General features: G+C 43.1%; 25 protein-coding genes. 21 read left to right on the top strand and 4 right to left on the bottom strand.

Annotated features, from left to right (window positions below):
• The first annotated feature begins 60 nt into the window (after positions 1-60).
• The 8 genes from MHI14_RS21815 (at position 61) to MHI14_RS21780 (ending at position 8,297) form a co-directional block, all read left to right on the top strand.
• Positions 61-1,329, top strand: a complete 1,269-nt coding sequence (locus MHI14_RS21815) for a sulfotransferase family protein (protein WP_133384152.1) — start codon at positions 61-63, stop codon at positions 1,327-1,329.
• Positions 1,326-3,257 carry an asparagine synthase-related protein gene (locus MHI14_RS21810; RefSeq protein ID WP_249911243.1) on the top strand — a complete coding sequence of 644 codons (1,932 nt, stop codon included), beginning with the start codon at positions 1,326-1,328 and terminating at the stop codon, positions 3,255-3,257. Before MHI14_RS21815 ends, MHI14_RS21810 begins: the two co-directional genes overlap by 4 nt.
• A gap of 29 nt (positions 3,258-3,286) precedes the next feature.
• Positions 3,287-3,424, top strand: a complete 138-nt coding sequence (locus MHI14_RS21805) for a paeninodin family lasso peptide (protein WP_017689562.1) — start codon at positions 3,287-3,289, stop codon at positions 3,422-3,424.
• A gap of 139 nt (positions 3,425-3,563) precedes the next feature.
• A complete protein-coding gene (locus MHI14_RS21800; RefSeq protein WP_341131193.1) occupies positions 3,564-4,511 on the top strand; it encodes an aldolase in 948 nt (315 codons plus the stop codon).
• Complete coding sequence (locus MHI14_RS21795) at positions 4,508-4,807, top strand: lasso peptide biosynthesis PqqD family chaperone (RefSeq protein WP_017689560.1); 300 nt, start codon at positions 4,508-4,510, stop codon at positions 4,805-4,807. The genes MHI14_RS21800 and MHI14_RS21795 overlap by 4 nt, the downstream gene beginning before the upstream one ends.
• Positions 4,808-4,811: 4 nt before the next feature.
• Positions 4,812-5,294 (top strand): lasso peptide biosynthesis B2 protein, encoded by a 483-nt coding sequence (locus tag MHI14_RS21790; protein WP_074094340.1) that lies wholly within the window; start codon positions 4,812-4,814, stop codon positions 5,292-5,294.
• Between the two features lie 52 nt (positions 5,295-5,346).
• Positions 5,347-6,480, top strand: a complete 1,134-nt coding sequence (locus MHI14_RS21785; RefSeq protein WP_341131740.1) for a nucleotidyltransferase domain-containing protein — start codon at positions 5,347-5,349, stop codon at positions 6,478-6,480.
• Positions 6,480-8,297, top strand: coding sequence for an ABC transporter ATP-binding protein (locus MHI14_RS21780; RefSeq protein ID WP_341131739.1), 1,818 nt, complete (start codon positions 6,480-6,482; stop codon positions 8,295-8,297). Before MHI14_RS21785 ends, MHI14_RS21780 begins: the two co-directional genes overlap by 1 nt.
• A 168-nt stretch (positions 8,298-8,465) precedes the next feature.
• Here the strand turns inward: MHI14_RS21780 and cysC are convergent, their stop codons facing one another.
• Complete coding sequence (cysC, locus tag MHI14_RS21775; RefSeq protein WP_249911241.1) at positions 8,466-9,104, bottom strand: adenylyl-sulfate kinase; 639 nt, start codon at positions 9,102-9,104, stop codon at positions 8,466-8,468.
• Positions 9,105-9,309: 205 nt separating this feature from the next.
• On the opposite strand from cysC, the gene MHI14_RS21770 reads away from it, so the two are divergent.
• The gene (locus MHI14_RS21770) at positions 9,310-9,723 is read left to right on the top strand and encodes a hypothetical protein (protein ID WP_341131192.1); all 414 of its coding nucleotides are present in this window, start codon (positions 9,310-9,312) and stop codon (positions 9,721-9,723) included.
• Positions 9,724-9,817: 94 nt separating this feature from the next.
• On the top strand, positions 9,818-10,597 hold the full coding sequence (pdaA, locus tag MHI14_RS21765) for a delta-lactam-biosynthetic de-N-acetylase (protein WP_339309036.1): 780 nt from the start codon (positions 9,818-9,820) through the stop codon (positions 10,595-10,597).
• Positions 10,598-10,776: 179 nt separating this feature from the next.
• Here pdaA and MHI14_RS21760 read toward each other — a convergent pair whose 3' ends face one another.
• Positions 10,777-11,625, bottom strand: coding sequence for a DegV family protein (locus tag MHI14_RS21760; protein WP_341131191.1), 849 nt, complete (start codon positions 11,623-11,625; stop codon positions 10,777-10,779).
• A gap of 105 nt (positions 11,626-11,730) precedes the next feature.
• Positions 11,731-12,201, bottom strand: a complete 471-nt coding sequence (locus MHI14_RS21755; RefSeq protein WP_341131190.1) for a hypothetical protein — start codon at positions 12,199-12,201, stop codon at positions 11,731-11,733.
• A gap of 468 nt (positions 12,202-12,669) precedes the next feature.
• On the opposite strand from MHI14_RS21755, the gene MHI14_RS21750 reads away from it, so the two are divergent.
• Positions 12,670-13,056: a DUF423 domain-containing protein gene (locus tag MHI14_RS21750; protein ID WP_091032639.1), complete on the top strand. Its 387-nt coding sequence runs from the start codon at positions 12,670-12,672 to the stop codon at positions 13,054-13,056.
• 124 nt (positions 13,057-13,180) lie between these two features.
• Here the strand turns inward: MHI14_RS21750 and MHI14_RS21745 are convergent, their stop codons facing one another.
• Positions 13,181-13,753: a hypothetical protein gene (locus MHI14_RS21745; RefSeq protein ID WP_091014625.1), complete on the bottom strand. Its 573-nt coding sequence runs from the start codon at positions 13,751-13,753 to the stop codon at positions 13,181-13,183.
• A 269-nt stretch (positions 13,754-14,022) separates the two neighbouring features.
• Here MHI14_RS21745 and MHI14_RS21740 point away from each other — a divergent pair, with 269 nt between their 5' ends.
• From MHI14_RS21740 to MHI14_RS21695, 10 genes are all read left to right on the top strand, one after another.
• Positions 14,023-16,758 (top strand): RNA dependent RNA polymerase, encoded by a 2,736-nt coding sequence (locus tag MHI14_RS21740; protein ID WP_341131189.1) that lies wholly within the window; start codon positions 14,023-14,025, stop codon positions 16,756-16,758.
• Positions 16,739-17,497 carry a hypothetical protein gene (locus MHI14_RS21735; protein WP_341131188.1) on the top strand — a complete coding sequence of 253 codons (759 nt, stop codon included), beginning with the start codon at positions 16,739-16,741 and terminating at the stop codon, positions 17,495-17,497. Before MHI14_RS21740 ends, MHI14_RS21735 begins: the two co-directional genes overlap by 20 nt.
• Before the next feature lie 147 nt (positions 17,498-17,644).
• A complete protein-coding gene (locus MHI14_RS21730) occupies positions 17,645-18,406 on the top strand; it encodes a hypothetical protein (protein ID WP_341131187.1) in 762 nt (253 codons plus the stop codon).
• 18 nt (positions 18,407-18,424) lie between these two features.
• Positions 18,425-18,967: a hypothetical protein gene (locus tag MHI14_RS21725; RefSeq protein WP_341131186.1), complete on the top strand. Its 543-nt coding sequence runs from the start codon at positions 18,425-18,427 to the stop codon at positions 18,965-18,967.
• 67 nt (positions 18,968-19,034) lie between these two features.
• Positions 19,035-19,655 carry a hypothetical protein gene (locus MHI14_RS21720; RefSeq protein ID WP_341131185.1) on the top strand — a complete coding sequence of 207 codons (621 nt, stop codon included), beginning with the start codon at positions 19,035-19,037 and terminating at the stop codon, positions 19,653-19,655.
• Positions 19,656-19,688: 33 nt separating this feature from the next.
• A complete protein-coding gene (locus MHI14_RS21715) occupies positions 19,689-20,261 on the top strand; it encodes a hypothetical protein (RefSeq protein ID WP_341131184.1) in 573 nt (190 codons plus the stop codon).
• Between the two features lie 4 nt (positions 20,262-20,265).
• Positions 20,266-20,958, top strand: a complete 693-nt coding sequence (locus tag MHI14_RS21710) for a hypothetical protein (protein ID WP_341131183.1) — start codon at positions 20,266-20,268, stop codon at positions 20,956-20,958.
• A gap of 3 nt (positions 20,959-20,961) precedes the next feature.
• Positions 20,962-23,508, top strand: a complete 2,547-nt coding sequence (locus MHI14_RS21705) for a hypothetical protein (protein ID WP_341131182.1) — start codon at positions 20,962-20,964, stop codon at positions 23,506-23,508.
• Positions 23,509-23,571: 63 nt separating this feature from the next.
• Positions 23,572-24,828, top strand: coding sequence for an SPRY domain-containing protein (locus MHI14_RS21700; RefSeq protein WP_341131181.1), 1,257 nt, complete (start codon positions 23,572-23,574; stop codon positions 24,826-24,828).
• A gap of 55 nt (positions 24,829-24,883) precedes the next feature.
• Positions 24,884-26,059: a discoidin domain-containing protein gene (locus MHI14_RS21695; protein ID WP_341131180.1), complete on the top strand. Its 1,176-nt coding sequence runs from the start codon at positions 24,884-24,886 to the stop codon at positions 26,057-26,059.
• Positions 26,060-26,099 lie beyond the last annotated feature (40 nt).

Raw genomic sequence — 26,099 nt, 5'->3', positions numbered from 1 at the left:
GGTAGAGTCTGGTCTATCCCAGCTACATATTTATACTAATGAACAGAGGAGAGGCTGCCATTGATCGATGCTCAAGGTAACGGACTTGTTTTCTTACTATGTGTTCCCCGCAGTGGTAGTTCCTTATCCACCGTAATGCTGCAAAATCATAGTCGTATATTTGCCACCCAGGAAATGTGGTTTCTGATGAATCTTGTCGATTTGCCCAAGGCTGATTCACGTGCTTATGGTGGCAGCTCCATCATTCGTCAGTTCTACAATGCCATGGTATCCGAGGATGTCTTCGAAAAGGCGTGCAGAAGTTTTGCTCTTGAGATCTACAATGGATTCCTGGAAGGGAGCGGTGCAGACTTCATCGTTGATAAATCTCCACGATACTATTACATGCTGGAATGGCTGGATCGTCTGTTCCCTCAGTCCAAGCGTATTCATCTCCAGCGTAATCCTCTGGCCATAGCTGCATCATTCAAAAAGGTAAACCGCCACACAGGAGAAGGATTCGACCTGATTCATAGTCTGCAGAGCCCCAAATTAAATATGAAATCCGTAGATCTTACACTGGGTATGCTCCGCTTGAATGAGTATTTTGCCAAACCCCACTCCAATGCGTATGAATTGCAATATGAACGATTGGTTTCCAATCCTCAAGAAGAACTTGAGAAACTATGCACGTTTCTGGGAATTCGATATGAACAGGGAATGGAGCAGTATGGACAGTTTCTGGACAGTGCCAAGTCTGACATGTTCTACAGTATGGGCGTGGGTGATCCTTTCCTCTCTTCGCATCAAGAGGCACATCAGGGTTCTGTTAACAACTGGAAAAACATATTAGAACCACATGAAGTTGAACTGTATTGCCGTGTGATGGGGGCAGATCTGTTCCACCGGATGGGATACAGTGAACAGCTGGCAGAAGCCGAACAATGGACGGGTGTACATTATGATGCAAGTCCAGATCAAGAGGTCATTGACCGAATCACGCATCAGTTGACAGCAGCGACCGGTTGCCAGTGGCAACCGCAATATCGAATGCAACCGGCAGATTCTGTCGTTCATGATCCGCTTGGGAATCTTAATGACCAAGTTGCCGAAGAACCGGAAAAGACAGACCCGACGCTAGCTGCACTGGTGACGATCAGACAGCTGCAAGCCGCATTACGGGCAGCAGATCATCGTCTGGAACGGGGTTACAGTGAGCGAGAACGCTTGAAAGTCCAGCTGGCTTCTGCTCAAAGCAAAATACAGCGTATCAAATCATGGGTACCATTTGGTCATCAGATCAGCGCCTGGGCTTCACAGCGCAAGATTCTACGGGGAGGCAAGTCATGAGCGCCATAGCAGGAATTGTTCACAACGATGGTCAGCAGGCGCTATGGGAAGACAGCTGGCGTCTGTACGCAAGCCTGGGGCATGTCCCTGCGGATACAACAGGGGTGTGGAAAGGCAACGAGGCGTTCCTTAGCTGTCACGCCCAATGGATTACACCGGAATCGGTTAGCGAGAAGTTGCCTTTATATGATGAGGAAAGTGGTCTGACCATCACGGCAGATGCGATTCTGGATAACCGGGAACAACTGGCAGATCAATTACAGATATCCAGAGCTGAACTGGCTATGTTGGCGGATAGTGAACTGATCTTGCGTGCCTATCAGCGCTGGGGAGACGATGTGGCTGTCCGATTACTGGGCGATTTTGTATTCGCCATCTGGGATGAGCGGAATCGCAAACTGTATGCAGCGAGAGACATTACAGGTATGAGAGCTTTTTATTACCGACATGATGGTTCACGTTTTGCTTTCTGCACACTCATGAATCCGTTGCTTGGGCTTGAAGGGGTACATAAAGAACTTGATGAGACTTGGCTGTCCGAATTCCTTGCCATTCCTGACATGCATGATTCAGCAGATATCAATTCGACCGTATATCGGGGAATAAGCCAACTGCCTTCTGCACATACACTTGTCTTCCGGGATGGGAGACTGGAACTGAAGCAATATCATCGCTGGAATGAAGTCGAACCTCTGAGGCTTAAATCCGATGGTGAGTATGTAGAAGCGTTTCGGGAGATCTTTGGGCAGGCGGTTGGATCACGACTACGAACGCACAGGCAGGTGGCTGCTGCTTTAAGTGGAGGGCTGGACTCGGGAGCCGTGGTTGGTTTTGCTTCCGGAACATTGAGAAGTCAGGGCAAACGGCTGCAGGCCTACAGTTATGTTCCCGTACCGGATTTCACAGATTATACGTCGAAAACGTTGCTCGCAGACGAACGGCCCTTTATACGTTCAACCATTAATCATGTTGGCAATATCACAGAGAACTACCTTGATTTTGAAGGCAGAAGTCCACTCAGTGAAGTAGATACCTGGCTCGACATTATGGAAATGCCTTATAAATACTTTGAAAATTCATTCTGGATTCGCGGATTCTATGAAAAAGCGAGCCAACAAGATGCAGGCATCCTGCTCACAGGCGCACGTGGTAATTTCACCATCTCCTGGGGCCCGGCTCTGGATTATTACGCCAGTCTACTGAAAAGTGGCCGCTGGTATCGCTGGTTCCGTGAGATGCAGCAGTATAGTGAGCGGACCGGCATGCCCTTCTCCCGTATAGCTAAGATCACCGGGAAAAAGGCATATCCGGAATGGTTCAAGGCTCAGTCCAAAGGAGCAAGCCAGGCCGCATCCGTGCAGTTGATCCATCCTGATTTTGCTCAAAGAACAGGTGTACTGGAAAGACTCAAATCCATTATTGTACTGCAGGGCGGTGCTCAGGCCGATGCACTCAAAGTACGTGCCGAGAAATTCAATAACCTGGCCATCGCCAACAAAAACGGTGCTGTAGCTACAAAATGTTCTCTGCGTTACCGGGCTTGGGAACGTGATCCGACAAGTGATGCCAGAGTCATCCGGTTCTGTCTGTCTGTACCGATTGAACAATATGTGAAACATGGGACGGATCGTTCATTGATTCGCCGGGCTACTTCACCGGAGTTGCCTGACAAGGTCAGACTGAATCAACGGGTACGGGGTGTACAACCGGCGGATTGGCTGCATCGCATCATTCCGAGTTGGGATGCCTTTACGGCTGAGTTGCGTGCTTTGTGTTCTGACAGCAAGGTCGCTGGCATATTAAACACGGAGCGTATCAAATCTGCCCTGGCGAACTTTCCGAGTCCGAGACCAGAGCTTGCTTCACATCCAGATCTGCGATTGATGATGCATAGTCTGATTGTCTATCGGTTCATTCGGAAATTCTGAATGAGGGCACATGAAAGGAGGTGAATACGATGCAAATGGAAAAAAAGGAATGGCAAGCACCAGCTCTTGAAGTGTTGGAAGTCAATCAAACGATGGCCGGTACTGGCTACAGACAAATTGACTGGGTAACGGTTCACGATGCGGATCTGTACGATCCAACTTCCTAAGTTGTTAAGTTTTATGAAGTGTCATCATACTTAAAGGGCGGAAATGCAACAAATCCAGCTTTTCGCCTCCGCCCTTATATTGAGCAACATGAATATAAGGGCTTTTTTTTACATTTTATTACGAAGGAGGCGTCGTTCATTGTTGCCTGTGCATTATGTGGCGTATGGTCTACGCTGGTCGAGCCAAATTCGAATGCCTGAACTACAGATCGCACCCAAGGATGCGGAGACTGATTTTGATGTCGTGGATGTGCACATCGAGTCTTCAGATCTGACCCCATTGTGGGAGGATTGGGATGTAGGCAACGACAACTTTGTGGCACGAGAGGGCAGTCTTTTTTTCAAAATCGAAGATACAGGTCTGTTTCTAATGGAGCAAGGAAAGCGCATTGTCGTATCCCCTATACCGGGTGCAGATGAGAAAAAGGTCAGATTATTCATTCTGGGCACATGTATGGCGGTCATTATGATGCAGCGTGGCATTCTTCCACTGCATGGTAGTGCAGTTGTTATTGATGGCTGGGCTTACGCATTTGTCGGACATTCGGGAGCAGGCAAGTCGACGTTGTCGGCCGCACTGGCATCACGCGGATATCCGCTTCTCACCGATGATGTTGTTGCACTGACCTGGGATGCCGGAGGAAGAGCTATCGTATCACCTGGTTACCCGCAACAGAAGTTATGGCAGCCCAGTCTGGACGGTTTCGGCATGAAGGAGCAGGATTATGCAACGGTTCACGCAGAGATTACAAAGTATGCGATACCTGTTCAGCACTATTTTCATGAGATGGCTGTGCCACTAGGTGGAATATTCGAACTGGCTCCACAACCGGAGGAAAACCATACATCTGTTCAACTGGTTGAAGTGACGGGGCTAGAACGACTGCATCTGTTATGCTCGCATACGTTCCGTGGTGGACTCGTTGCAAGACAGGGGCTGGCACAGTGGTTGTTCGAGACGGCTTCAAGACTTTCAGCAAGTGTGGAGATTGGCAGATTGGTCAGAACGGGTGCGGAGTTTACAGCATTTGAGATGGTGGATCGGATCACAGATCATATACGTAAAGGAGTGCATACAGGACAATGACAGCGACTACGCCGATGAATGTGGAAGACCGGGTAACCCGGAAGGAAGGCAATCTGGTCAGTGATATGGGCAGTGAGAAAGTTATGATGAGCATTAGCTCTGGAAAATACTATAATCTGGGGAGTACCGGTGGACGAATCTGGGATCTGATCGCAGAAGAACGCACGCTGGGTGAAGTTGTTGAGGTACTTGCAGCGGAGTATGAGATTGAGCCAGATGTATGTCGTGAGCAGGTGGTACAATTCCTGGAACATCTGTCCCGTGAAGGTTTAATCGACGTTACTCGCGGAGTGTAGAATGATGTTGCGAAAAATAAAGGTTTATCTCTCGCTCCCTCGGTCGATGCGTCGACTGGTATGGGAGGCCTATATCCTCCTTGGCTGGGCACGCATACAGAAAGCTATGCCATTTGCCAAAATCGCGCCAGGGCTGGGTACGCCTATGGTAGAAACACCGATGACAGGACTCGAACGCAGCGAGGTCATCACTATACGGAATATTTCCAAAGCGATTTCGCTCGCCAGTAAATATACGTTATGGGAAAGCCGCTGCCTTGTAATGGCGATTGCCGGGATGAAGATGCTTGAGCGACGCAAGATAGAGAGTACGTTATACATGGGGACTGCACGGAATAAGCAAGGACATATGATGGCTCATGCCTGGCTGCGAAGTGGTAAATTGATCGTGACCGGAGCTGATACTATGGACCAATATACGGTTGTCGGTGTGTTTGGCAAACGGTGTCCGGAGAAGGGATCTGGGGAGATTGTCTATGATACATGAAAGTGAACTCTATTCATCAGGGTTTCCGAAGGAGCTTAAGCTGATTTTGAGCATGATTAGAGGTGATCTGACGGCTCTATCCCCTGAAGAACTTAAGGCGGGTTTGCAAGGAACCGATTGGCAGCTCTTTCTGCGGCTTGTCTATCATCACCGCTTATACTCTGTCCTTTATTTGAAAATGAAAGAATTGAACTCTGCAATCATTCCTGCAGATGTTATGGAGAGTCTCAGACAACAATACACGGTCAATACCTTCCGTATGTTACATCTGACAGCTGAGATGGAGCAGGTGTGCGGAGCTTTTCGTGAACGCGGTATCCGCAATATTACACTAAAGGGACCAGCGCTCGCACATGATCTCTATGGCGATGTATCGATGCGAACCTCCAAAGACCTGGATATCCTGATTCCGTTTGATGATGTGGAAGCGGCTGAAGGCATTCTGGCTACCCTCGGATATATATCCAAGGAAGGGGAGCGGGCACCTACGGTGCGCAGCTGGAAATGGCGGGAACATCATATCTGTTACACCCATCCGGTCAAAAGGACTCAAGTGGAGATCCATTGGCGCCTGAACCCGGATTCGGGCAAAGAAACCGATTTTGAATTGCTGTGGAAACGCAGCCGGTTCAGTTCATACACACAGACACCTGTCCGTATGCTCGAACAAGAAGACCTATGGGCTTATCTCGTAACCCATGGTGCACGACACGGCTGGTTCAGACTGCGCTGGTTACTGGATATCGACCAGATGATCCGCAGCATGCCACTCGATGTGAAGAAAGTAGAGAGACGTCTGAAAGCGGAGGGACGTTTATCAATCGGTTCACAGGCTCTTTATCTGGCCTCGGAGCTGCTGAACACGCCGCTGGATGTAGAGTACAGATCCTTGATGTCCTTAAATGACCGTACAGGCAAGAGATTAGCCAACGAAGGCGCAAAGTTCATGAACGACATGCTGGAAAGTCCGGCTGATATGAAGTCTTATCAATCGTATTTGTTTAAACTTCGAAGTACAAAACAGAAATGGTTTTTCTTTATTGAACGTTTATATCCTAGTACATGGGATGTGGATCAATTGCCGCTTCCGCGTTCTTTGTTTTTTCTGTACTTTCCGTTACGTCCGTTTCTCTGGTTCTGGCGGCGAATTAAAAGGTATACGGTGACGGAAAGGGGTAAAGTATGATCTCGGAATTAAGGTATTTCATGCGAAAGTTGCATCATGTCACGGGGCCCATTTTATATTGGAATCTGCTAGGGATGATCTGTATCAGTCTCATGGAAGGGATCGGCATCTACATGCTTGTTCCGATGCTGAGCCTGATTGGCATATTTGAGATGGGCTCCACAGGCTTAAACATTCCCTGGCTTGGCGACGTGTTGAATCGTTTTTCTGAAAATAGCCAATTGTTACTCGTATTGTCCACCTTTGTGTTGATTGTCTCCGGACAGGCTTGGATGCAGCGTCTCCAGACGATCCGTAATACTCGAATCCAACAGCAATTTGTACGAACGCTGCGCATGGAAACCTATGGTGCCATTATTATGGCGCAATGGTCATTTTTTCTCCAAAAACGAAAATCCGATTTTAACCATATATTAACGACTGAACTTGCACGTGTGAGCCAGGGAACGAGCATTATGCTGCAAATGGCAGCCTCTCTGATCTTTACGGGCATTCAGATCGGTCTTGCTTTCTGGTTATCCGCCAAGCTGACGGCACTTGTGCTGGTCTGTGGATTGTTATTATTTTTTGTCTTGAGAAAATTCGTCAAGCGGGCCAAGCAGATCGGGGACCAGACCTCTGAATTCTCGCAAAGTTATTATAACGGCATTACCGAGCATTTTAACGGAATTAAGGATATTAAGAGCAACATGCTTGAGCGCTCACACATGAACTGGTTTGAGCGCATGTGCAGACAGATAGAACGCAATGTCATTCAGTTTAGTCAATTGAACAGTGGAACACAGCTGATTCACCGGATGTCCGCGGCAATCATTATTGCGGCATTCATCTATCTTTCACTCCGCGTAATGACGGTGCCTCCCGCAAGTCTGCTGCTCATCATCCTTATTTTTTCCCGATTATGGCCAAGATTTACGGCGATTCAGTCCAATCTGGAGTACATCAGCTCCATGCTGCCTGCATTTCGGATAGTCAGAGAACTGCAAGCGCAGACGGCGAAAAGTCGTGAGATTAGTGCAGAGATTGCTTCGGCAGGAGACGTTGGAACTGATGGGATTCAACCTATGGAACTGAAGGAATCTATTACCTGTGAGGATGTCTGCTATCGCTATGAGGGAAGTGATACGTACTCATTGAGAAATGTGCAAGCTTCGATTCCAGCAAGGGGTATGACCGCAATTGTAGGTAAATCCGGAGCAGGCAAGAGCACGCTGATAGATCTGATTATGGGCCTCGTAAGGCCTGAAACTGGTCGTATTCTGATTGACGGTGTGCCTCTGTCAGAAGAACGATTATTGAGCTGGCGAAGTTCCATCGGATATGTCTCCCAGGACCCATTCCTGTTTCATACGAGTATTCGTGAGAATCTGCGTCTGGTTGATCCAAATGCAAGTGAAGAACAGATGTGGCAGGCTTTGCAATTTTCCTCCTCTGCGGCATTTGTACGGAAGTTGCCTCAGGGTCTGGATACGATTATTGGTGATCGGGGTATTCGTCTATCCGGGGGCGAACGTCAGCGATTGGTGCTCGCCCGGGCCATGCTGCGTAATCCTTCGGTCTTGGTACTGGATGAAGCAACAAGTGCACTCGACAGTGAGAATGAACAGTACATTCATGAGGCGTTAGAACGATTGAAAGGACATGTGACCATTATCGTGATTGCGCACCGATTGTCCACAATTCGGACGGCAGATCGTGTAATTGTGCTTGATGAAGGCCGGGTGATTCAAGAGGGCGGGTACCAGCAGTTATCTACTGATCCGGTAGGGACGTTCAGCAAACTTCTTAATATGCAAGCGGGTGTTGTGGGGCAGTAAAGTGAGTGAGTGAGGGGACATCAAAAGACGTTAAACCGCGATGATGGAGTATTGTATCTTCTTCTGTATATTCATTTATCGCTGGTATAACCAGCAATGTATCACGTAAAGAGGCGCGCCACTACGGGCGCGCCTTTCATGTAAGTAGGTTAATATAATGAGCAAGAATTAATGGACCAGTTCTGTATTGGAAGGGCGCGGAAGCTGGAGAGCGCCGATCTGTTCCAAATGTTGTACGATCTCTTGCACGGCTTCCTCAATGGAAGATTGCTCCGTATCAATGATGAATGAAGGAGATTTTGGTACATCATAGGGGGCGGAAATGCCTGTGAAATGCGGGATGTCACCGTTGCGTGCCTTTTTATAAAGCCCCTTGGGGTCACGCCGCTCACATTCTTGAATTGAACAGCTCACATAGATTTCAATGAAATCTTCTGGTTCAAATAACTGTCTGACCATCTCCCGATCCTGTTCATGAGGAGAGATAAAAGCCGAAAGTACAAACAACCCGGCATCTACCATTAACTTCGATACTTCACCAATTCGCCGCAGATTTTCTTGACGATCCCCTGCTGTAAAACCGAGATCACGGTTCAGGCCATGACGTACATTATCCCCGTCCAGAACATAACAGCGTACGCCTTGATCGTAGAGATACTGCTCCAGGGCAAATGCAAGGGATGACTTTCCTGCACCTGATAACCCGGTAAACCATATGGCACGACTACGGTGCCCATTATGCTTCTCCCGGTCTTGTCTGTTGATGCTGGATGATTGCCAGGTTATATTGCGCTCTTCCTTCGACATGAGTATCCCGCCTTTTCCCTACCATGATATGTATAATATTTTAACATATTTACAAGATTATAGCACCTTACAGATTTCTTCAAAATAAGCGTGAATCGACAAAATATCGGGTATAGATGTAGTACATACATAAGCATTATGCATATATCCAAGGAGTATTTGCATTGAATGATGCAAATGCCCACAACGCAGGAGGAACAATGTCATGAACGAAAACATACAAAACATACAAGTTGGATTCAAATGCCCGGATTGCCAGGAGGATATCCGAGCGGAATTTATAGATGAACAGGTCAGTACGGTTCGTTGTAAAGGTTGTGACAGAGCGTATACACTTTTGAAGCCAACCATCGGTGATGAGATTCTACTGGATTGGGAGCAGGAGGCTTTGTATCACAAGCTGAGGGCAGAGCGGTCTGAACTGGATAATCACAATATGTCGGCCTTGATTATCAAAGTTATCGAGCTGCTTACATGGCGTGATCGGGGAGATGGACAGACCCGTGCCATACAGACCGTGAGGGAATGGCTTGCTTCCAGTGGCAAACCTCAGACCTTGCTTGAATTGTTCCATCAATCTCCGCCACAACCTGAAAATAAACGTTTCGATCGTTTATGATTTACATACATTAGCCGTTCCTGTGGCATATTACCTGAAGGTATTCGTGTGTGCAAACGACTAACCGAATTTTTCAGGAACAGGAGCGAATAGAATGAAGCGAATGGTTCTATATATACTGTTGGGATTGTTATCCATCAGTATGATACCGGCACAGACTGAAGCATCACCGGTTACCGGAGCGTATCACTTTGGCTTCAAAAAAAGTCAAAACGGTCAACTGCCCTCCATTGATCAGGAAGGCTTTAAATCGATCTTACAACATAACGATGCCATTTTCCTGGGGGATACAAAACAGAAGGAATTGTATCTCACGTTTGATAACGGGTATGAGAATGGATTCACACCTGCCATACTGGATGTTTTGCGTACCAAGAAGGTGCCAGCTGCTTTCTTTGTGACAGGTCATTATCTGAAAGATCAGCCTGAGTTGGTCAAACGTATGGCGGCTGAAGGTCATATTGTCGGTAATCATTCATGGAGTCATCCGGATATGACCCGCATCTCCAATGAAAAGCTTAGAGAGGAACTCGAGAAGGTCAAGTCGGAGGTCAATCGGCTGACGGGTCAACAAGCGACCTTTTTACGGCCACCGCGCGGGATTTTTAACAATCGTACGCTCGCAGAGAGTCATGCTCAGGGTTATGTGAATGTGTTCTGGTCTGTTGCTTATAAAGATTGGGATACCAATGTGCAGCGTGGCGCACAATATGCTCATCAACAGGTGTTGAAACAACTCCATCCGGGCGCTGTCATTTTGCTTCATTCGGTATCCAAAGATAACACGGAAGCTCTGGGTTCCATCATTGATGAGGCTCGCAAGCAAGGATACGCATTCAAAAGTCTGGATGATCTGCGGACCAAAAATTATTGATCTGTATCGTAATGACCAAGGTTACTCTTGAGTTTGGCAAAATATTAAAGGGCATCCTGAGCGATTTAGCTCGGAATGCCCTTATTAGTTATAACGGTATGCCAATCCAAGTATTGGATGTACCACATACAGATTAAGAAGAAAGGATTGGGTAATACGATACAATGTAACGTGTAATACTATAAAACAGTGTTATAGATGATTCCAATCGTTTTTGGGCCGCAGTGACTGCATACTACACAACCAGCAGTGGTCAGTTCCACAAGGGCACCCGTTTGTTCCTGCAAAGACTTCTGCAAGTCAAGCGCATCCTCTTCAGCCATGGTGTGCACAACAATCAGCAGGTCTGGATCGATCTGATCCTTCTGGCTGAGCGTATTATTCAGCATTTGTTCCAGAGCTTTCTCCCGTTTGCCGCGGACTTTATAGGCAGGTGTCATCTTGCCATCCGTTACCCGGATGACAGGACGAATCTTCAACAGGCTTCCAATCAGATTCTGCATGCCTGAACAGCGTCCACCTTTATGCAGATACTCCAGTGTATCGATGACAAACTCCGTGCGTACATTTGATTTCATCGCCTCAATCAGGTGTGTAATCTGAGTCAGGTTTTGCCCTTTATCAGCAGCATGTACAGCTTTCATCACCATCAGTGCAATTCCTGATGAGAGATTCTGTGAGTCAATGACCGAAATTCGACCTTCCGGGAACTCGGTACTCGCTAGTCGTGCATTTTGATAGGTAGAGGAAAGTTCAGAAGATAAGCTGATATATAAAATCTCATCCCCTTGATCTATGTAAGGTTGAAATGCCGTTATGAAATCAGCGGGGGAAGGTGCTGCTGTTTTGGGAAGACGCCCATCTCGGCTGACACGTTCATATAGCTGTTCAGGCTTAATCTCAGCACCGTCTTTCAGTGATTCTTCACCGAACACGACATATAAGGGGATGATACCGATATCGTGCTGCTGGATCCATTCTGGAGCCAGATCACTTGTGCTGTCCGCAAAAATTTTGATTCGTGACATGTCAATCTCCTTTGAAAACAATGATTTTGGCAAAAAATATAGATTATACTTATGTGTAAACCCATTCATTTTAATTATAAGGAAACATGACGCTGATGCAAAGCGTTACATCAGCGTCATGCCTACCAAGATAAGTCCAACGAATAACAGAATCATGATCCCATTTAATATGGTTCCGATAATGGCAAAAACTTTCTTTCGATTCTTGAGAACAAGACCAATAATTCCGACGATACCTCCGGCCAGATTGAGAATCAGGCAGACCAGAATGGCTAATGAAGCCAGAACCACGGCTGGATGCAAGGCTATCTCTTCTGTCTGCAACGGGGTTAGAACTCCGATGGACTCGTTTACAGCCATGGTGGCAATAAAGAATATCAGAATATAACCCAAGATTGCAACCAATCCAATGACAAAGCTGGCGATCCCAGGTCCGGAATGTTTCAGTGGTGCCATTGGTTGCCTCTCATAATCTGGCGGGTATGCTTCATACCCATTGTTATTGAATGGATCTGCATGGCCAGGGTTCTGATCCGTGTTGTTATAACCTGAATTATAGGAATCGCGATTATCCATAATGTTGACTTGCCTCCCTTAATCATCGTACTGAGTGTTATTAACCTAATCGATGAGTAATGATTCTCCTTTTAGAGGTTGTTCAAAAAGTCCGCTTTTGATTACGAAAGATGCCTAACGGCATCATCATCATCGAATATGGGATTCACCCGAAATGTCCGTTGCTCACGTAGTTTTCCCTACGCTCCGCTACTCCATTTCTATCTTCATCCCATCTTCTCGGTACTGAAAACCAATCTTTTTGAACTTGCACTTAAAATACAACGATTACATACCTGTTACTTTTCCATAATTATCGATAAAAATCAAGGATTTACGCCAGTTTTCTACGATATATAGGGTAAAGATAGGATTAGTAAGTATAAACAGACATATGATCTATGAAGCTCCACCCCGACTGGTAAAGGAGGAGTGGATTCGCTACAATAATAGGAGTGAAGTGTAGTTGAATTAAGGGAGAGAACTTATATGCAACGAAGATGGATGATGCTTGGAGCTGTAATGACCATGCTGTCGGTGGCGATAGGTGCTTTTGGTGCTCACATGCTCAAGGATACGATTGGGCCCGCGGCCATAGCTACATATGAGACGGGTGTGCAATATCACATGATTCATGCATTGGGCCTGCTCATTATTGGTTTGACGGCTGGTCAACTTGGAGCATCTACAAAACTGAAGTGGGCAGCGCGCCTGTTGTTTATCGGAATTATCGTGTTCTCGGGCAGCCTGTATGTGCTTAGTATTTCTGGCATCAAGATTCTGGGTGCCATCACACCGATTGGTGGGGTAGCCTTCATTGCCGGATGGTTGTTATTGGCATTAGATGTATGGCAGCGAGGTAAGGATCGCTCCTGATCGGTCCAAACAAATCTCGGAGGGTTCAATCCTACATGAACCATAGAACTAAAAAAGCAACTTGCGTTAGAATGTCCCGTCATTCTAACGCAAGTTGCTTTTTGTTTTAATCCGATGAAGTTAGTTACAGAAACTCATCGATTTCATTGGTTCGGAACGTATACACCTGTTTTTCATCGACATGGTAGATGCTCACAATACTGGTATCTCGATCAAAATTCAGAATGCGGCAAGGAATGCTCTGATGTTTACCGTTCTTGTTATTAACAACAATACGGGTGAGTTTGTTCTCTTTAATGAGCGTGTCAATCCACGCGTCAAACGAGTTTCCATCGGAAACATTGGATGTTTGGGTGGCAGGCTTTTTCTCGCTAACCGGCTTTTCTTGCTGATTCTGTGTTTTGACTGGAGCAGGTGAGGCAGGTGTCTGAGCTGCAGTGGACGCCTTCTGTGCTGCGTTGGCTTTTTTGCGTTCGTTGTGAAGTGTGACGAAAGAGTCCTTCTTGGACTGGAGTGTCGCTTCAATAATTTTGCCTAGCTCTATGCCGGATTGAATCCGAAAGTCCGCAATTTGTTCTTCATTGTTTATGAACTCCAACAGGGACTGCAGTGCCAATGCATTTGAGCGGCTCTTAATAAGTATATCGACATTAAATAAAAAGCCGATGTCCTCTTGATTGGATAAGGTTTCTTTCATTCATCCCAGCCCCGTTAAAAAGTATGTCAGCTCAAAAAAACGCTTCAATTTACTATATCATTAAAAAGGAAATTATCATAGTGCTAGAGACGCAGAAATATGCCGATTCGAGATGAATCCAGTCCCGGAGTGCCCCTTAAATTCTCCCCAGAGTAGAACAAATATTCTTCTTTTTTCATCCCCTGATCGTCCTGTTTGCCTGCGCCAGTCGTGCGGGTCTAATCTATAATTTATTTAATCAGGACAGGAAGCAACAGGGGGAATCGGGAATGGGCAATGCATATCAGGATCGATTGAGATACGTTTATAAAATTACATCTTCCAGAATTAGAAAAGCGGATTATGATCTGCATCTTACTTATCAAGAAGCGACAGTAAATGGAGAAGTGGCATCTATTGGAAACCATCAGGTGTTTCGCTTTATAGATCGTATTCGAGGCTACAAGGAGAGGGAACAAGATCTGGCTAGAATCAAGCTGGAAATAGAGCGATTAAAAGCCTTGAACACCAATGCTGAACATAAAAGAGCAATGAAGAAATTGCATGAAGAACTGAAAAATCTGAAATTTGCCGATGATTACTTGCTGGTGGTCATTGAAAATAATAAAGACTATGACCGGCTGAATTCATCGAAAGCTTTCTCCATCAACGGCAAGAAATATAAGCGGTTATTGGCTACGACAGGTGGAGCCAAAAGTTCAACGGTCATCTATGTGAGTGAGAATATTCATCCGTTGTTGGAGAAAAGATTAAATAACGGCAGAGATCCGAATAAGGAGTTGGTTCCTGCTAAACTGGAGGCATATAAGGCCCTAGCTTGCAGCACGAGCACACCTGTGTCACATCCTGAACGCGTATTGGTTGTTCAGGATTGTATAACCGAATTTGGCGCAGACATCATTCAGATCGATGATACCGAGACAGAATACCCTCGCATTGAGAGTAGGAAAAATGAGCCTATTCAGATGAACATGAGTGATGGGTTCGGTCTTATCTCTCCTGCACTTAGTGAACGATGGGCATCCGAACTGGGAAATGAATATATCCCAAGTGGATTTTGTATTCGCAATAGCTTCTGTAAAGGGATGGTCTTTACATTTGATTATCACGAATTTGCTGATCGTGTTGCAGGCAAGTATATGGTGGACGATGCCTGGGGTAACCCTGTGGATATTCGAGAAGTAGACTTAATCCTCACAACGTCCATGCTCAAACTATGGAGCTCGTATAACAGTATTGACGATTATCTGTTATGTTGCGGATATTATGGATACACGTTCAGCGTTACGAAAGTTACACCCGAAGAATTGGAGGACGAGCGTCATTTAAACTACCAGTTCATTCAATCGCTTCAATTAAATGATAACGAGATTGGTGAACTCATTCGTCCCACAATTGACTCAATTATAGATGTACTGGGTGAGGACCATCGTAAGGCACTATTATTTCTCAAAGGGATTCATATTCATGAGAATGACTACAGAAATAGTCCGGATGATTATATTAAAGGGCTGATGGTAGACCCGCGACTTATAGATGATCCTTTTGTGCGAAGCAAAATCCATACATTAATACGCAAGCGAATGAATGAAGCCAAGATCGGAGTTTTAAGAGTGAAAGGCAATTTCAGCATTATATCTGGCGATCCCTATACAGTGTGCCAGAGCATATTTGGCTTGTCTTTAACAGGATTGCTGAGTTCAGGTGAGTTCTACTCCAGATATTGGAATGAACGCCATGTGGACCGCGTAGCTTGCTTCAGAGCTCCGATGACTTGTCATAACAATATCAAGGTGCTTCGTTTTCAAAATACAGATGAGATGCAGTATTGGTATCGCTACATGAACACGGTCACGATCTTAAATTCATGGGATACGACGACACATTCTTTAAATGGTGCAGATATGGATAGTGATCAGGTCTTAACTACAGACAACCAAACGATTCTTGGGGCAATTCAGGAGCTTGATGCGATTGTATGCGTACAGAAAACCTCGGCCCAAAAAATTCCGGATGAAAAGGATCTGATTCAGGCCAACAAAGACAGTTTCGGTGATCTGATCGGTTTTACAACGAACAAAATCACATCAATGTTCGATGTATTAGCCAATTATGAGGAGCATAGTGCAGAATATCAGGAAATGATGTACCGAATTCAATGTGGTCAGCATTATCAACAAAATGCCATTGACCAGGCCAAAGGGATTGAATGTAAAAAGATGCCGAAGCACTGGTATGATATTCGCGCTGCGGTAACGGACGAGTCTGCCTTGAAAATGGTAGCACACAAGAAGCCATATTTTTTCATATACAATGACCCGGAACAGAAAAAAGAATATACAACCTATGTAGAAAAAACGAGTCAAAAGTGCTTGCAGTTATTTGGCATGACTTTTAATGAGTTGTATTCGAAGAAGGAGCTATCTCCGGATCAGGAACAGTTCCTGGCACAGTATGAACAGAGAATGCCTGTATCCACGGCACCTTCTGTGATGAACCGGTTATGCCATCAAGTGGAAGAAGAGTTCAACAAGTTAAAGCTAAAACAGTCCGAGAGTCCTTTTGATCATACGATATTGATGAGTACCAAAAAATACTCACAAGCTCGTTACAAAGAGATTCAACGTTTATATCAGATGCATAACGAAGAGCTACGTAGCTATATGACTAACTTGCGCAAGAGTAAGGTGAAAAAGGAAGAAAGATCAGCCCGATGGCAGTTGTTTGTTTCACGTTTCAAGGAGCAGGCACTGGAGATCTGCAATAACGAAGAAGATCTGTGCAATATGATTGTGGACATGTGTTATCGAAATGCGGAGAAATCCAAGCAATTTGTATGGGATGTCTCGGGGGATCAAATTATTCGCAATTTATTGCTCAGCAATGATCACATCATCCATTATCCGGTTAGAGACCCGGAGGGCGATATTGAATACGCGGGAAGAACCTTTAAAATGACCCAAATGCATGTGAAGGAGCAACGTCTTGAAAATCATTCTGAATGAACGTCATCATGCCGAGCAGGCCATTACACATGGGAAAATGGATAAGAAGCCAACCAAAACGTTAATTTGTTTAGCCAAATACGGGCTTGAACAGGGGAAGAACGCCGAGGATGCGTATGCGTTTTTAAATCAGTTTATGTCCAAATATTATCCAGACTACAATGCTGTCCAATGGGAAACATTTCTCAATCGTATCATTAAGCAGTCTCAGAAGTATATCAAGATAAGGGAGGAGGCGGGCAAGAGTACGCTAATCGAGATTGATCATGTACCTGTAACACACGAAGAACTTCAAAAGATCAAACAACTTAAAAGTAAACGACTTGAGAAATTGGCCTTTGTTTTGCTGGTCTACAGCAAGATTAACAATCGAATCAATGAAAATGATACGTATTGGATTAATAATGAATGGAAAGAAATCTATGGCGATACCCAAATGGCAGTAAGCAAAAAAGATCAGGGGTTATTGGTGCACAAACTTATTCAGTCAGGGTACCTCAAAGAAAGTAAACGCGTCGATTCAACTAACGTACAGGTTTTATTCGCTGCGGAGCATGGTGAAGTTGCCTTCCGGTTAGTTCGCTTCGATGACTTTGTGTTGGAGTATTCTCGCTGGAAAGGAGAAAACATCAAAAATTGTACCTTATGCGGAAAACGGATGCTGGCAAAATCGAACCGAATGAAATACTGCAAGGAATGCAAAAAAGCCGGCATTTATCCCATTAGAAAACTACTCTAAAGATAGACACAGCAATGCTTTGCATGGTTGTTCAAGAATTTCTTTAATGATAAGCCAGAGACAGGTTTCCTAGTTAAGGGGGAGGTATCAACTTGGAAATAGTCTTATGAAGAAAAATATTCTACATAACGCTTAGGTAGGTGAATTATGTCAAATGGGATAACTTTAGCACATGTAGAGTCTTTAATTAGAGAAGCGGTGAAACATAGCAGTCCGGGACAGCCTGGGGACACTGGCGAAATTGAACTCGCCATCAAGCGTGCACTGGAGGCTGCTGGCGAAGCCTTGCAAGCTGCCGGAAAAGCAAAAGATGCTTATCAAACGACTCGACTTGTGTATCAGAGTCCAGTTGCTGATTTTGAGGAGTTAAGTATGCAGTACCCTTCTCCTGAAATAGGTTGGACGGTACAGACGTATAAGGATGGCAAGAGATATCGTTATGATGGAAAGACATGGGTAGAGATTGATGTATTTGGTCAAAACCTTCAGGTGGTTAATCCCGATGTGGATGGGCTCATGAGCATCGCTGAACACCTGAAATTAAATGAGATTCCATTGGAAGTACAGGATCGTGTTATTGTCTTTTGCAAAGAATCACAGGTTTACCCGGAAGTACTGGGCATTTTAGCTCCCTTTCCATTCGATGGCGAAATTTTACATGTAAAGGGCTACTGTGGGGTTACTGGAGATACCGCAACTGAAATAAGAATTGAACGCTCCAAGGATCTCATTCACTGGCAGGATGTGATGGGGAGTCCACTGAAGTTTGAAGGATTTCAACATCAAGATGACGGTAAGGCTACATTTGAGATCAAAAAAGTGGAGGCTGGAGATATCTTCAGAATCAACATCATCGAAGCAGCTTCAAACATTCAACATCTTACGATTCAATTAACGATTAGAACATAAAAAAGGAGATGGAATATAATGACACAACCAATTATTACATGGCTGGACGCAACACATAGCAAGGAGATTGTAGCACCGTTTGATTATGGTGTTATTGATGCAGATACCAAAAGTGAAATTCGTATTTTTAATGTGTGGAACAACAAAGGTGGTGCGACGGATGTGTCAAAAATGGAGGATTGCACCTTTACAACACGGGATATGGATGGGGGCACTGGTGATACAATTAAACACGATATTGAAGCTGTTAAAAACAACTGGTTTCATGTGCAAGTGGACTCACTTGGGGAGAACGATTTGGATGAAGAGAGCTCTCGTGTAGGCAAGGACTTTTCGAAGCCTATTGGAACTACGGGCAAAACTACGCTGGATCATTCAGGAACACCTTATGCAACACCGCTAGTACCGGGTGCAAAAGAGATTTTGGGAGTCAATAACAATGGAAATCAACAAGACGCGGCGGGTAACTATGTAACGCTGTCTATTCAATGCGAAGTACCCTTGAATGCTCGTAGTGGTAAACAAGAGTTCAAGAAACGTATCTCCTATCGTTACGTTTAAGAAAAGTTAATGATGCAGACAGGCTATTGTAGCCTGTCTTTTTATTTATCTATGAGGAGGAAAAACTGTGATTTTAGGTCAGAAACAGTACTCTCGTTCACCTGTATCTCAAGCTTATATATGGATTGCCGATTATTATGATGGAACGTATCTGAGTGAGTATGATCTTCAGACACAACATCCACACCGCTTTTATGATATCAACAAAGAGAAGTTGGTGTTATTCGGATTGATGGGTCAAGGATCCCAAGTTTATTACAATGTTGCCAATGGGGTTTTTCACATTAATGCTGATCGTTACTCCATATCTTATGAATGTGAGGGGCAGGAGTACCCTTTAACCGGGAGAACGTTTGTATACAAAGACATCATTCAATTCAAAAATGGATCCTCAGAAGCGAATATGGCTGGATTTTCAGGGCAAGGGAATTCAGGGGCTTTCAGAAATACGATTGAATGTTTTAACTTTGGTTACAAAAAAACAATGAACTTGAATGATGCACAAATTAATTTTCAATGTGTATGTTCCTTGCCTTTAAAGGAATCCGTATTCTTTCAAATAAAAATTTCATCTAACTTGGACTTGCTTGGGCAACTCGTTATTCGTAAAAATGGGTTTGTCGTAGACCGAATCATAGCCCCTCTGAAGGCAAATCATGCTGGGATCATAAACTGGGACATTCGTTAAGCTGGATTTTGAGATGAGATAGGTGGTGAAAATATGGCAATTCAAGAAATTGCACTGGATATAGATCTATCTGTAGGTGTTTTTCAAGATACGATAGTTGAGGATCAGAGGTTGAAATTAAGAGAACTGGGTCATGATGTGGACGGGAATTCAATCTATCCTGCTACTGGATCTTGGGAGTCCACCACGATTCGAATTCAGGATAAGATCGCATCATTTAAAGGTGTGGCTGCAAAGGTAGATGTTGCGGGGGGCGCAGAATACAAGATCTACTGGAGTACATCTGAGGATGGCTTCGAGTGGGAGGCGTTTGAGGAAATTCTTGCAGATGTGACTGCTCCTAAATCGCCTGCAAAGTATGCGAAGGTGAAAATTGAGATTTTTGCAGAAAAGAAATATTCGAACTTTTACATAGACGATTTTAACAAGAAGGATAAATACAGTAATCCTTTTATTGAAAGTGATTCGGGTTCACTAAGCTTAAAGAAACTATATCAATTGAACATGGAACAAGCATCTGACACTTCAACAGGCATGGTGTTACGTCAGAAGGTTGAAAAAGCGAAATTTCAAAAAGTAGATAGAATCAGAGTGAGTAAGGGGTGATTTTATGGTAGTTCCAGCTACGGCAGGGCAGTTAAGAGAAAATCTTTCTGATATGAAGATCGGAGACTATATTGTTTGGAAGTACGACAATACAATAAGTGGATATATTTTCGGAGGAAGTACGAATGGGTATACAGAAATTCCATTAACAGGAAATCCATTAGCCAGTATGCCCTTGAAATATTTCTGGTATGCGATCAAAGTGGATAAAGGTTTATTAATAGCAGATAGAGTTACAAGTAACACGATAACATGGGATTGGTTAAATTCCAATAAGTTTGTTGAAGGTTCGCCACGCATTATAAGTGAAACATCAGGAGTTGTTCGTTGCCCAAGTGGGGGAGTAATATATGCAGATGCGAATGGGAAAAAGTCAAACGCTGATTTAGGATTGGGAGCATTCCCTACGATTAATGAGTGGGATGAGTATATCAAAAATGGTCATTTGGGTGGAAAGGTACAGCCCAATGACGATAATGTGTGGCATCACCATAATGTATTTTCGTGGGCTAAAGAATCCCCAGCTATTGGCACATGGACTACAAATGCTGGAACATCATTAAGTGCAACTAATACTTCAAGAATTGTACGTGGATATGAATCAAGGTCAGACAATCGAGGTGTAGCTTTTACAGGAAGTTCCGCATCGCAGAATTATATTGGATTTAGACCAGTATTTGAATATAAGGAGGTGTAATGAATGGCAGTAATAGGAGATCAATTAAATAATCCCGAATCTGGGTGGCAGAGGTACGATGATACGAATAACATGATTGTGTACACAGGTACATGGTTAACAGAAACGCTTGCTGGAAACTATAATGGAAGTGCAAAGTATACATCGACCAGAGGGTCAACAATGAGTTTTACTTTCTATGGAACAAAAGTAAGAATTATTGGTGGTTTGTATTCAGGTAGAACGACAACAGCTCAAGTTATTATTGATGGAATTAATGTTGGAATAATCAATGAAGACTCAACAACTTCAAGAACGAAGGCTTTGGTCTTTGAAAAAATTGACTTGTCCCAAGGTAAACATGTTGTTCAAATTAAAGCAGTAGACAGCAAAACTCTAATTTTAGATGCTGTTGACGTAGGTGAAGATGGATACATGACTAGAAGTGTTGGAACTGTTTTAACAGCACCAGATGTAGACTGGAAGAGATATGATGATGCCGAACCATTAATCAGCTACACAGGATTCACTCAAAGAAACTATGTAGTGTCGGGTGCATATGAAGGGAAAAGTTCATATAATGCAAATGGATCTTCTGTAGGGGAAGTGGTTTTCTCTTTTGTAGGGACTAAGGTAAGGATTATCTCTTCATCTACCAACACAAGTAGAGCGCAGAGCGTGTCTGTGTCTATTGATGGTAACGTTGAGACGTTTACAGCGAGAACCGCCACAAATCAAGCACAGACGCTTGTATATGAAAAGATTGGTCTTCCTTACGGAACACATACAGTAAAAATTTTCAATTTTAACGGAGTCCCTGACCCTGGGGGAGCCGCTTTCGGTCTGGATGCTATAGATATTGATTCAGATGGACGCTTAGTAAGAACCATTGGAACTCCATTGACTTCACCAGATGAGGGATGGAAGAGAATTGATGATAATCATCCTGCATTCAAATGGGGTGGGTCAGTTACTTTTGCTAACAATAGTACCATAGACTATAATGGTACACTTCACTATTGGACAGATGCAACAAAGGCTGGTTCTAGTTTAGAGTTTACATTTATAGGAACAAAATTGCGGCTAATAGCTGGTACTACTCCTACTCAAGCTAAAGAAATTGGGGTGTTTATAGATGGGAATTTAGAAACATATAACCCATACAATACAACAGATATTAGACAGATTCTTGTTTATGAAAAAACAGGACTTTCAAATACTCTACACACTGTCAAGCTAGATTCGGTAGGTGCAGGAAATTGGGGAATAGATGCTATAGATATTGATTCCAATGGTCAACTCATTACTACTGTTGGATCGCAAATACCAACTCCAGATGAGGGTTGGAGAAGGTATGATGATAGTGTATCTTCTATTAAATATGTTGGAAAATTCACTAACGGTGTTGGTGCATACAATGGATACTCTAATTACACTTCGACAATAGGAGACAAGATTGTCTTTGAATTTGAAGGAACCAAACTAAGATTAATTGGAGCAAGATATACCAATCGAAGTGATTTAATCGAAGTTTATGTTGATGGAAAATTGCATGGGACTCATTCGCAACTAGGGACAGAACTTGCACAAGTACTTCTAGTTGATATTGTGGGATTACCGAAAGCAAGACATCAAATAGAAATTGTGAATAAGTCCAGTGGATCAACGACTACTTTTATGGCTCTTGATGCAATTGACATTGACCTTGATGGTCGGTTATTTCATCCAGACGAAGTGACAAGTATTACTGAACTTGAAGTTGGCAAACGCATCAGATGTAACTATGTTGCGTTAACTTCTGGTGTGGCTGGAGAGTTCAAAAATATAGGAAAACAAACATCTGACTTGATCTCAACAACATCTGTTCCAAGTGTGCTTAATGGCGATTTCTATTTCATTGTTGCTGACGAATACAATAAGAAAAAGATATTGATTGCAGACAGACCTATTCAAGCGGCTATCACATGGGATGCATTAAATAGTAATGGTCTTGTATTTGGCGTTCAAAAGGATTTAGGAGAGAAGAATTATATGTTCGTTGCAAGACTCCTATCTGGTGGATATTCGGCGGCAGACAAAGATAATGAGTGGGATCAGTACATTGTAAACTCAACGTTAAATGGTAATATTATTGCTGGAGACGATAGAGTATGGAATTGGAGCGCAGGATACAGTTCAACAAGCACAACAAATGTTATTAGTGCGAACAGAATTCGCAGAGGATCAACTGGAGCGGCAGCGTATGGTGTAATAACTTCTGCAACTGTTAGTGGATATAGACCATTAGTGGAACTAGAAACTTTGCCAATGTTTAAATCCTTCGTCAAACATGATGGAGCCTATAAAAGGCTTGATACTGGAACTTTAGAATGGAATACAATTTCTGCAACTTTACCTTCAGAAGACACTTTTATTAATGACGGAATGGATGATCTCTCTGTATTAGATAGAAAAAACGAAGTTTTCATTCAGAACATGACTGCCAATGGATCACTGGGATTAGGCAAGTTATTTAAAGAAAGAATCGATCTGAAAAAGTATTTCGAAATAACAAGTGTAAGTGTGAAGTAGGGCTTAGATGCTCTACTTCTTTTTGTTTTTAAAATAATGATTTCAATTAGAAAGGAGATGTGAATGATAGTGAGCATAATCAACGCTACTTTAAATCCTAATGATATTAGTGCATCAGGGGCAGTTTTATCTAATAACAATTTAACTGCCATTCTAACTCTTCTAAACACAGGAAATGTTCGAGCAACTCATGGAAAATCAATTGGAAAATGGTACTGGGAAGTAAAATATGATAGTGGTTCAAATCAATGCTACATAGGGGTCTCAAATAAAAACTACCCAATATCAAGCGGTGCTACCGCAGGGACTTCAGGGGACCCACTAAATCTAAGGATGTATCTGAGTGCGGGATACAAAATACCAGAAAACATAACATATGGAACCGCTTGGGCAGTTGGGAATATTATAGGCGTAGCTCTTGACTTAGACAATGGAACCTTAGAGTTCTATAGGAATGGGATTTCTATGGGGATCTCCCATACTAATTTGTTGGGAATGGGCGAGGTCTTTCCATTCTTCAAAAGTGGAGTAAACACATCTAAACAAATCACTGTTAACTTTGGCGCTACACCATTTTCTTATCCAATCCCCAACGGGTTCAAAGCCTATAATGGCTATGAGAATAAAATCTTACTTTCATCAGGTGATAAGTATTATTCTCCATTAAATGATGGCTTTCAAGAAACGACCTCTATACCTAAAATGAAAAGTAATACAACTCCAGAAGGCGAGGTGCTTGTCAGTAACACGCCTAATGGCAATGCAACTTTCGGATGGGAAGCATTTGATGGTGGTTTAACTACTAGTTGGGGAGGAAATGCTCTACCTACTACTATGCCAAAGTGGATAGGATATAAATTCACAAAACCAAAAGTGATAGTAAAGTATAGGCTTTACGTTACAAACACAACTTATTATCCCCGAAATTATGAATTTCAAGGAAGTAATGATGGTGTTAACTATGATACTCTTCACTCAATTGTTGGTGGAGCTAGTGGTGAATTAGATTACATTATTCCGAATAGAAAATCTTATACTCATTATAGACTCTATATAACTTCACTTAGTACAGGTGTAACTTTACCATCCATAATGGAACTTCAAATGTTCGAAATGAAACCATCTTATCTAGTTCAAATGGAATCCGCAACTGAAACAGATTTTTTGAATCGTGGTGCAGGAGATATAAATGATTTTAATCAAATTTTAAATACAAAGAAAAATTTAATAAAAGGAAATACTGTGCTAGGTTCAGGTAAAACCTTCGAACACACAGTTGATATGTCAAAACGCCGAGTAGATAAAATTACGCTTGGCTAAATTTATGAACACATCATACAGATGTGTTCTATTTTATTTGAAAGGAGATGTTTGTATGGGGTATATAAAAGATAGTAGTGCGCTTCCTTCGTCAATGACATCTAACACAGGGTCAAATGGAAAAGCTAGTGTAAGCACATTTGCTGATAGCTACTTACACCTTGCTTTTAGAGCGTTTGATAAAAATACTGGAACCTATTGGCAAGCACAATCTAAGAGCGGTTGGGCTAAATATGAGTTTGATTTACCAATTGTAATTTCCAAATACTCTCTAAGAGCGACAGGTACAATTAATGGCGCACCAAAACAATGGACATTCGAAGGAAGTAATGACAATCAGAATTGGAGTGTTTTAGATAGTCGAACAAACATCACAAATTGGACATCAGGCTTGATTCAGGAGTATGTATGTTCGAACACCATTAGATATAAGTTTTATAGACTCAATATAGTGACCACGAAAGATGACACCGAAAGGATTCAATTGAGTGAGATTGATATGTTTGAGTTGGTTTATTATGATAAATTTTTGATTTCATCTGAAGATAAGTATTACAGCTTCGAAACAACTGATCCAACAAAAACCCTCATCCCTGTCATGACATCTAATAATGCACCATCTGGAGTTGCAAGTGCAAGTGGCTATTATACCGCAACTGATTTCCAGCCATGGCAATCATTTAGTGGTACAAGTACACTGTATTGGGTTGGAAGGCAGGGAGAAGTAACAGGGTGGCTAAGATATGACTTCAACGAACCTCGTGTTATTAATGTTTACTCTATGACAGCATCAGGATTTTCTAATGGAGCACAACCTAAAGACTGGACTTTTGAGGGAAGTGATGACGGATTAAATTGGACTGTTTTAGACAAAAGAGTCAATCAGACAAACTGGGTATTTTACACTGAGGTGAGAACGTTTGAGTTTAAAAACGCCGAAGCGTATAAATCATACAGAATCAATGTCTCTAGCAATAACGGTAATACAGTATATCTTGCTATCGCTCAAGTAAAAATGATGGAGAGAAGTATGAAGATGTATGAAATGCCAGTGTCAGAAGCTATTTATTTAGGGCATGGTATGAACAAGGCACTGGAGATTAAATTGGAAGACTTTATTGCCATTAAGAAGTTTATTGTTAATCAGAATACAGCACTAGGATCAGGCAAACTCTTCAGGCAAAAAATCGATAGGTCAAAGCATAGAGCGCACAAAATTATATTAGGCTAAATTTATGAACACATCATACAGATGTGTTCTATTCGTTTTG

This window comes from Paenibacillus sp. FSL K6-2393, assembly GCF_038002545.1.
In the GTDB taxonomy this organism is placed as follows: Bacteria; Bacillota; Bacilli; order Paenibacillales; family Paenibacillaceae; genus Paenibacillus.
The sequence above is the reverse complement of the archived record's forward strand: the minus strand, read 5'-3'. Positions and strand labels throughout refer to the sequence as shown.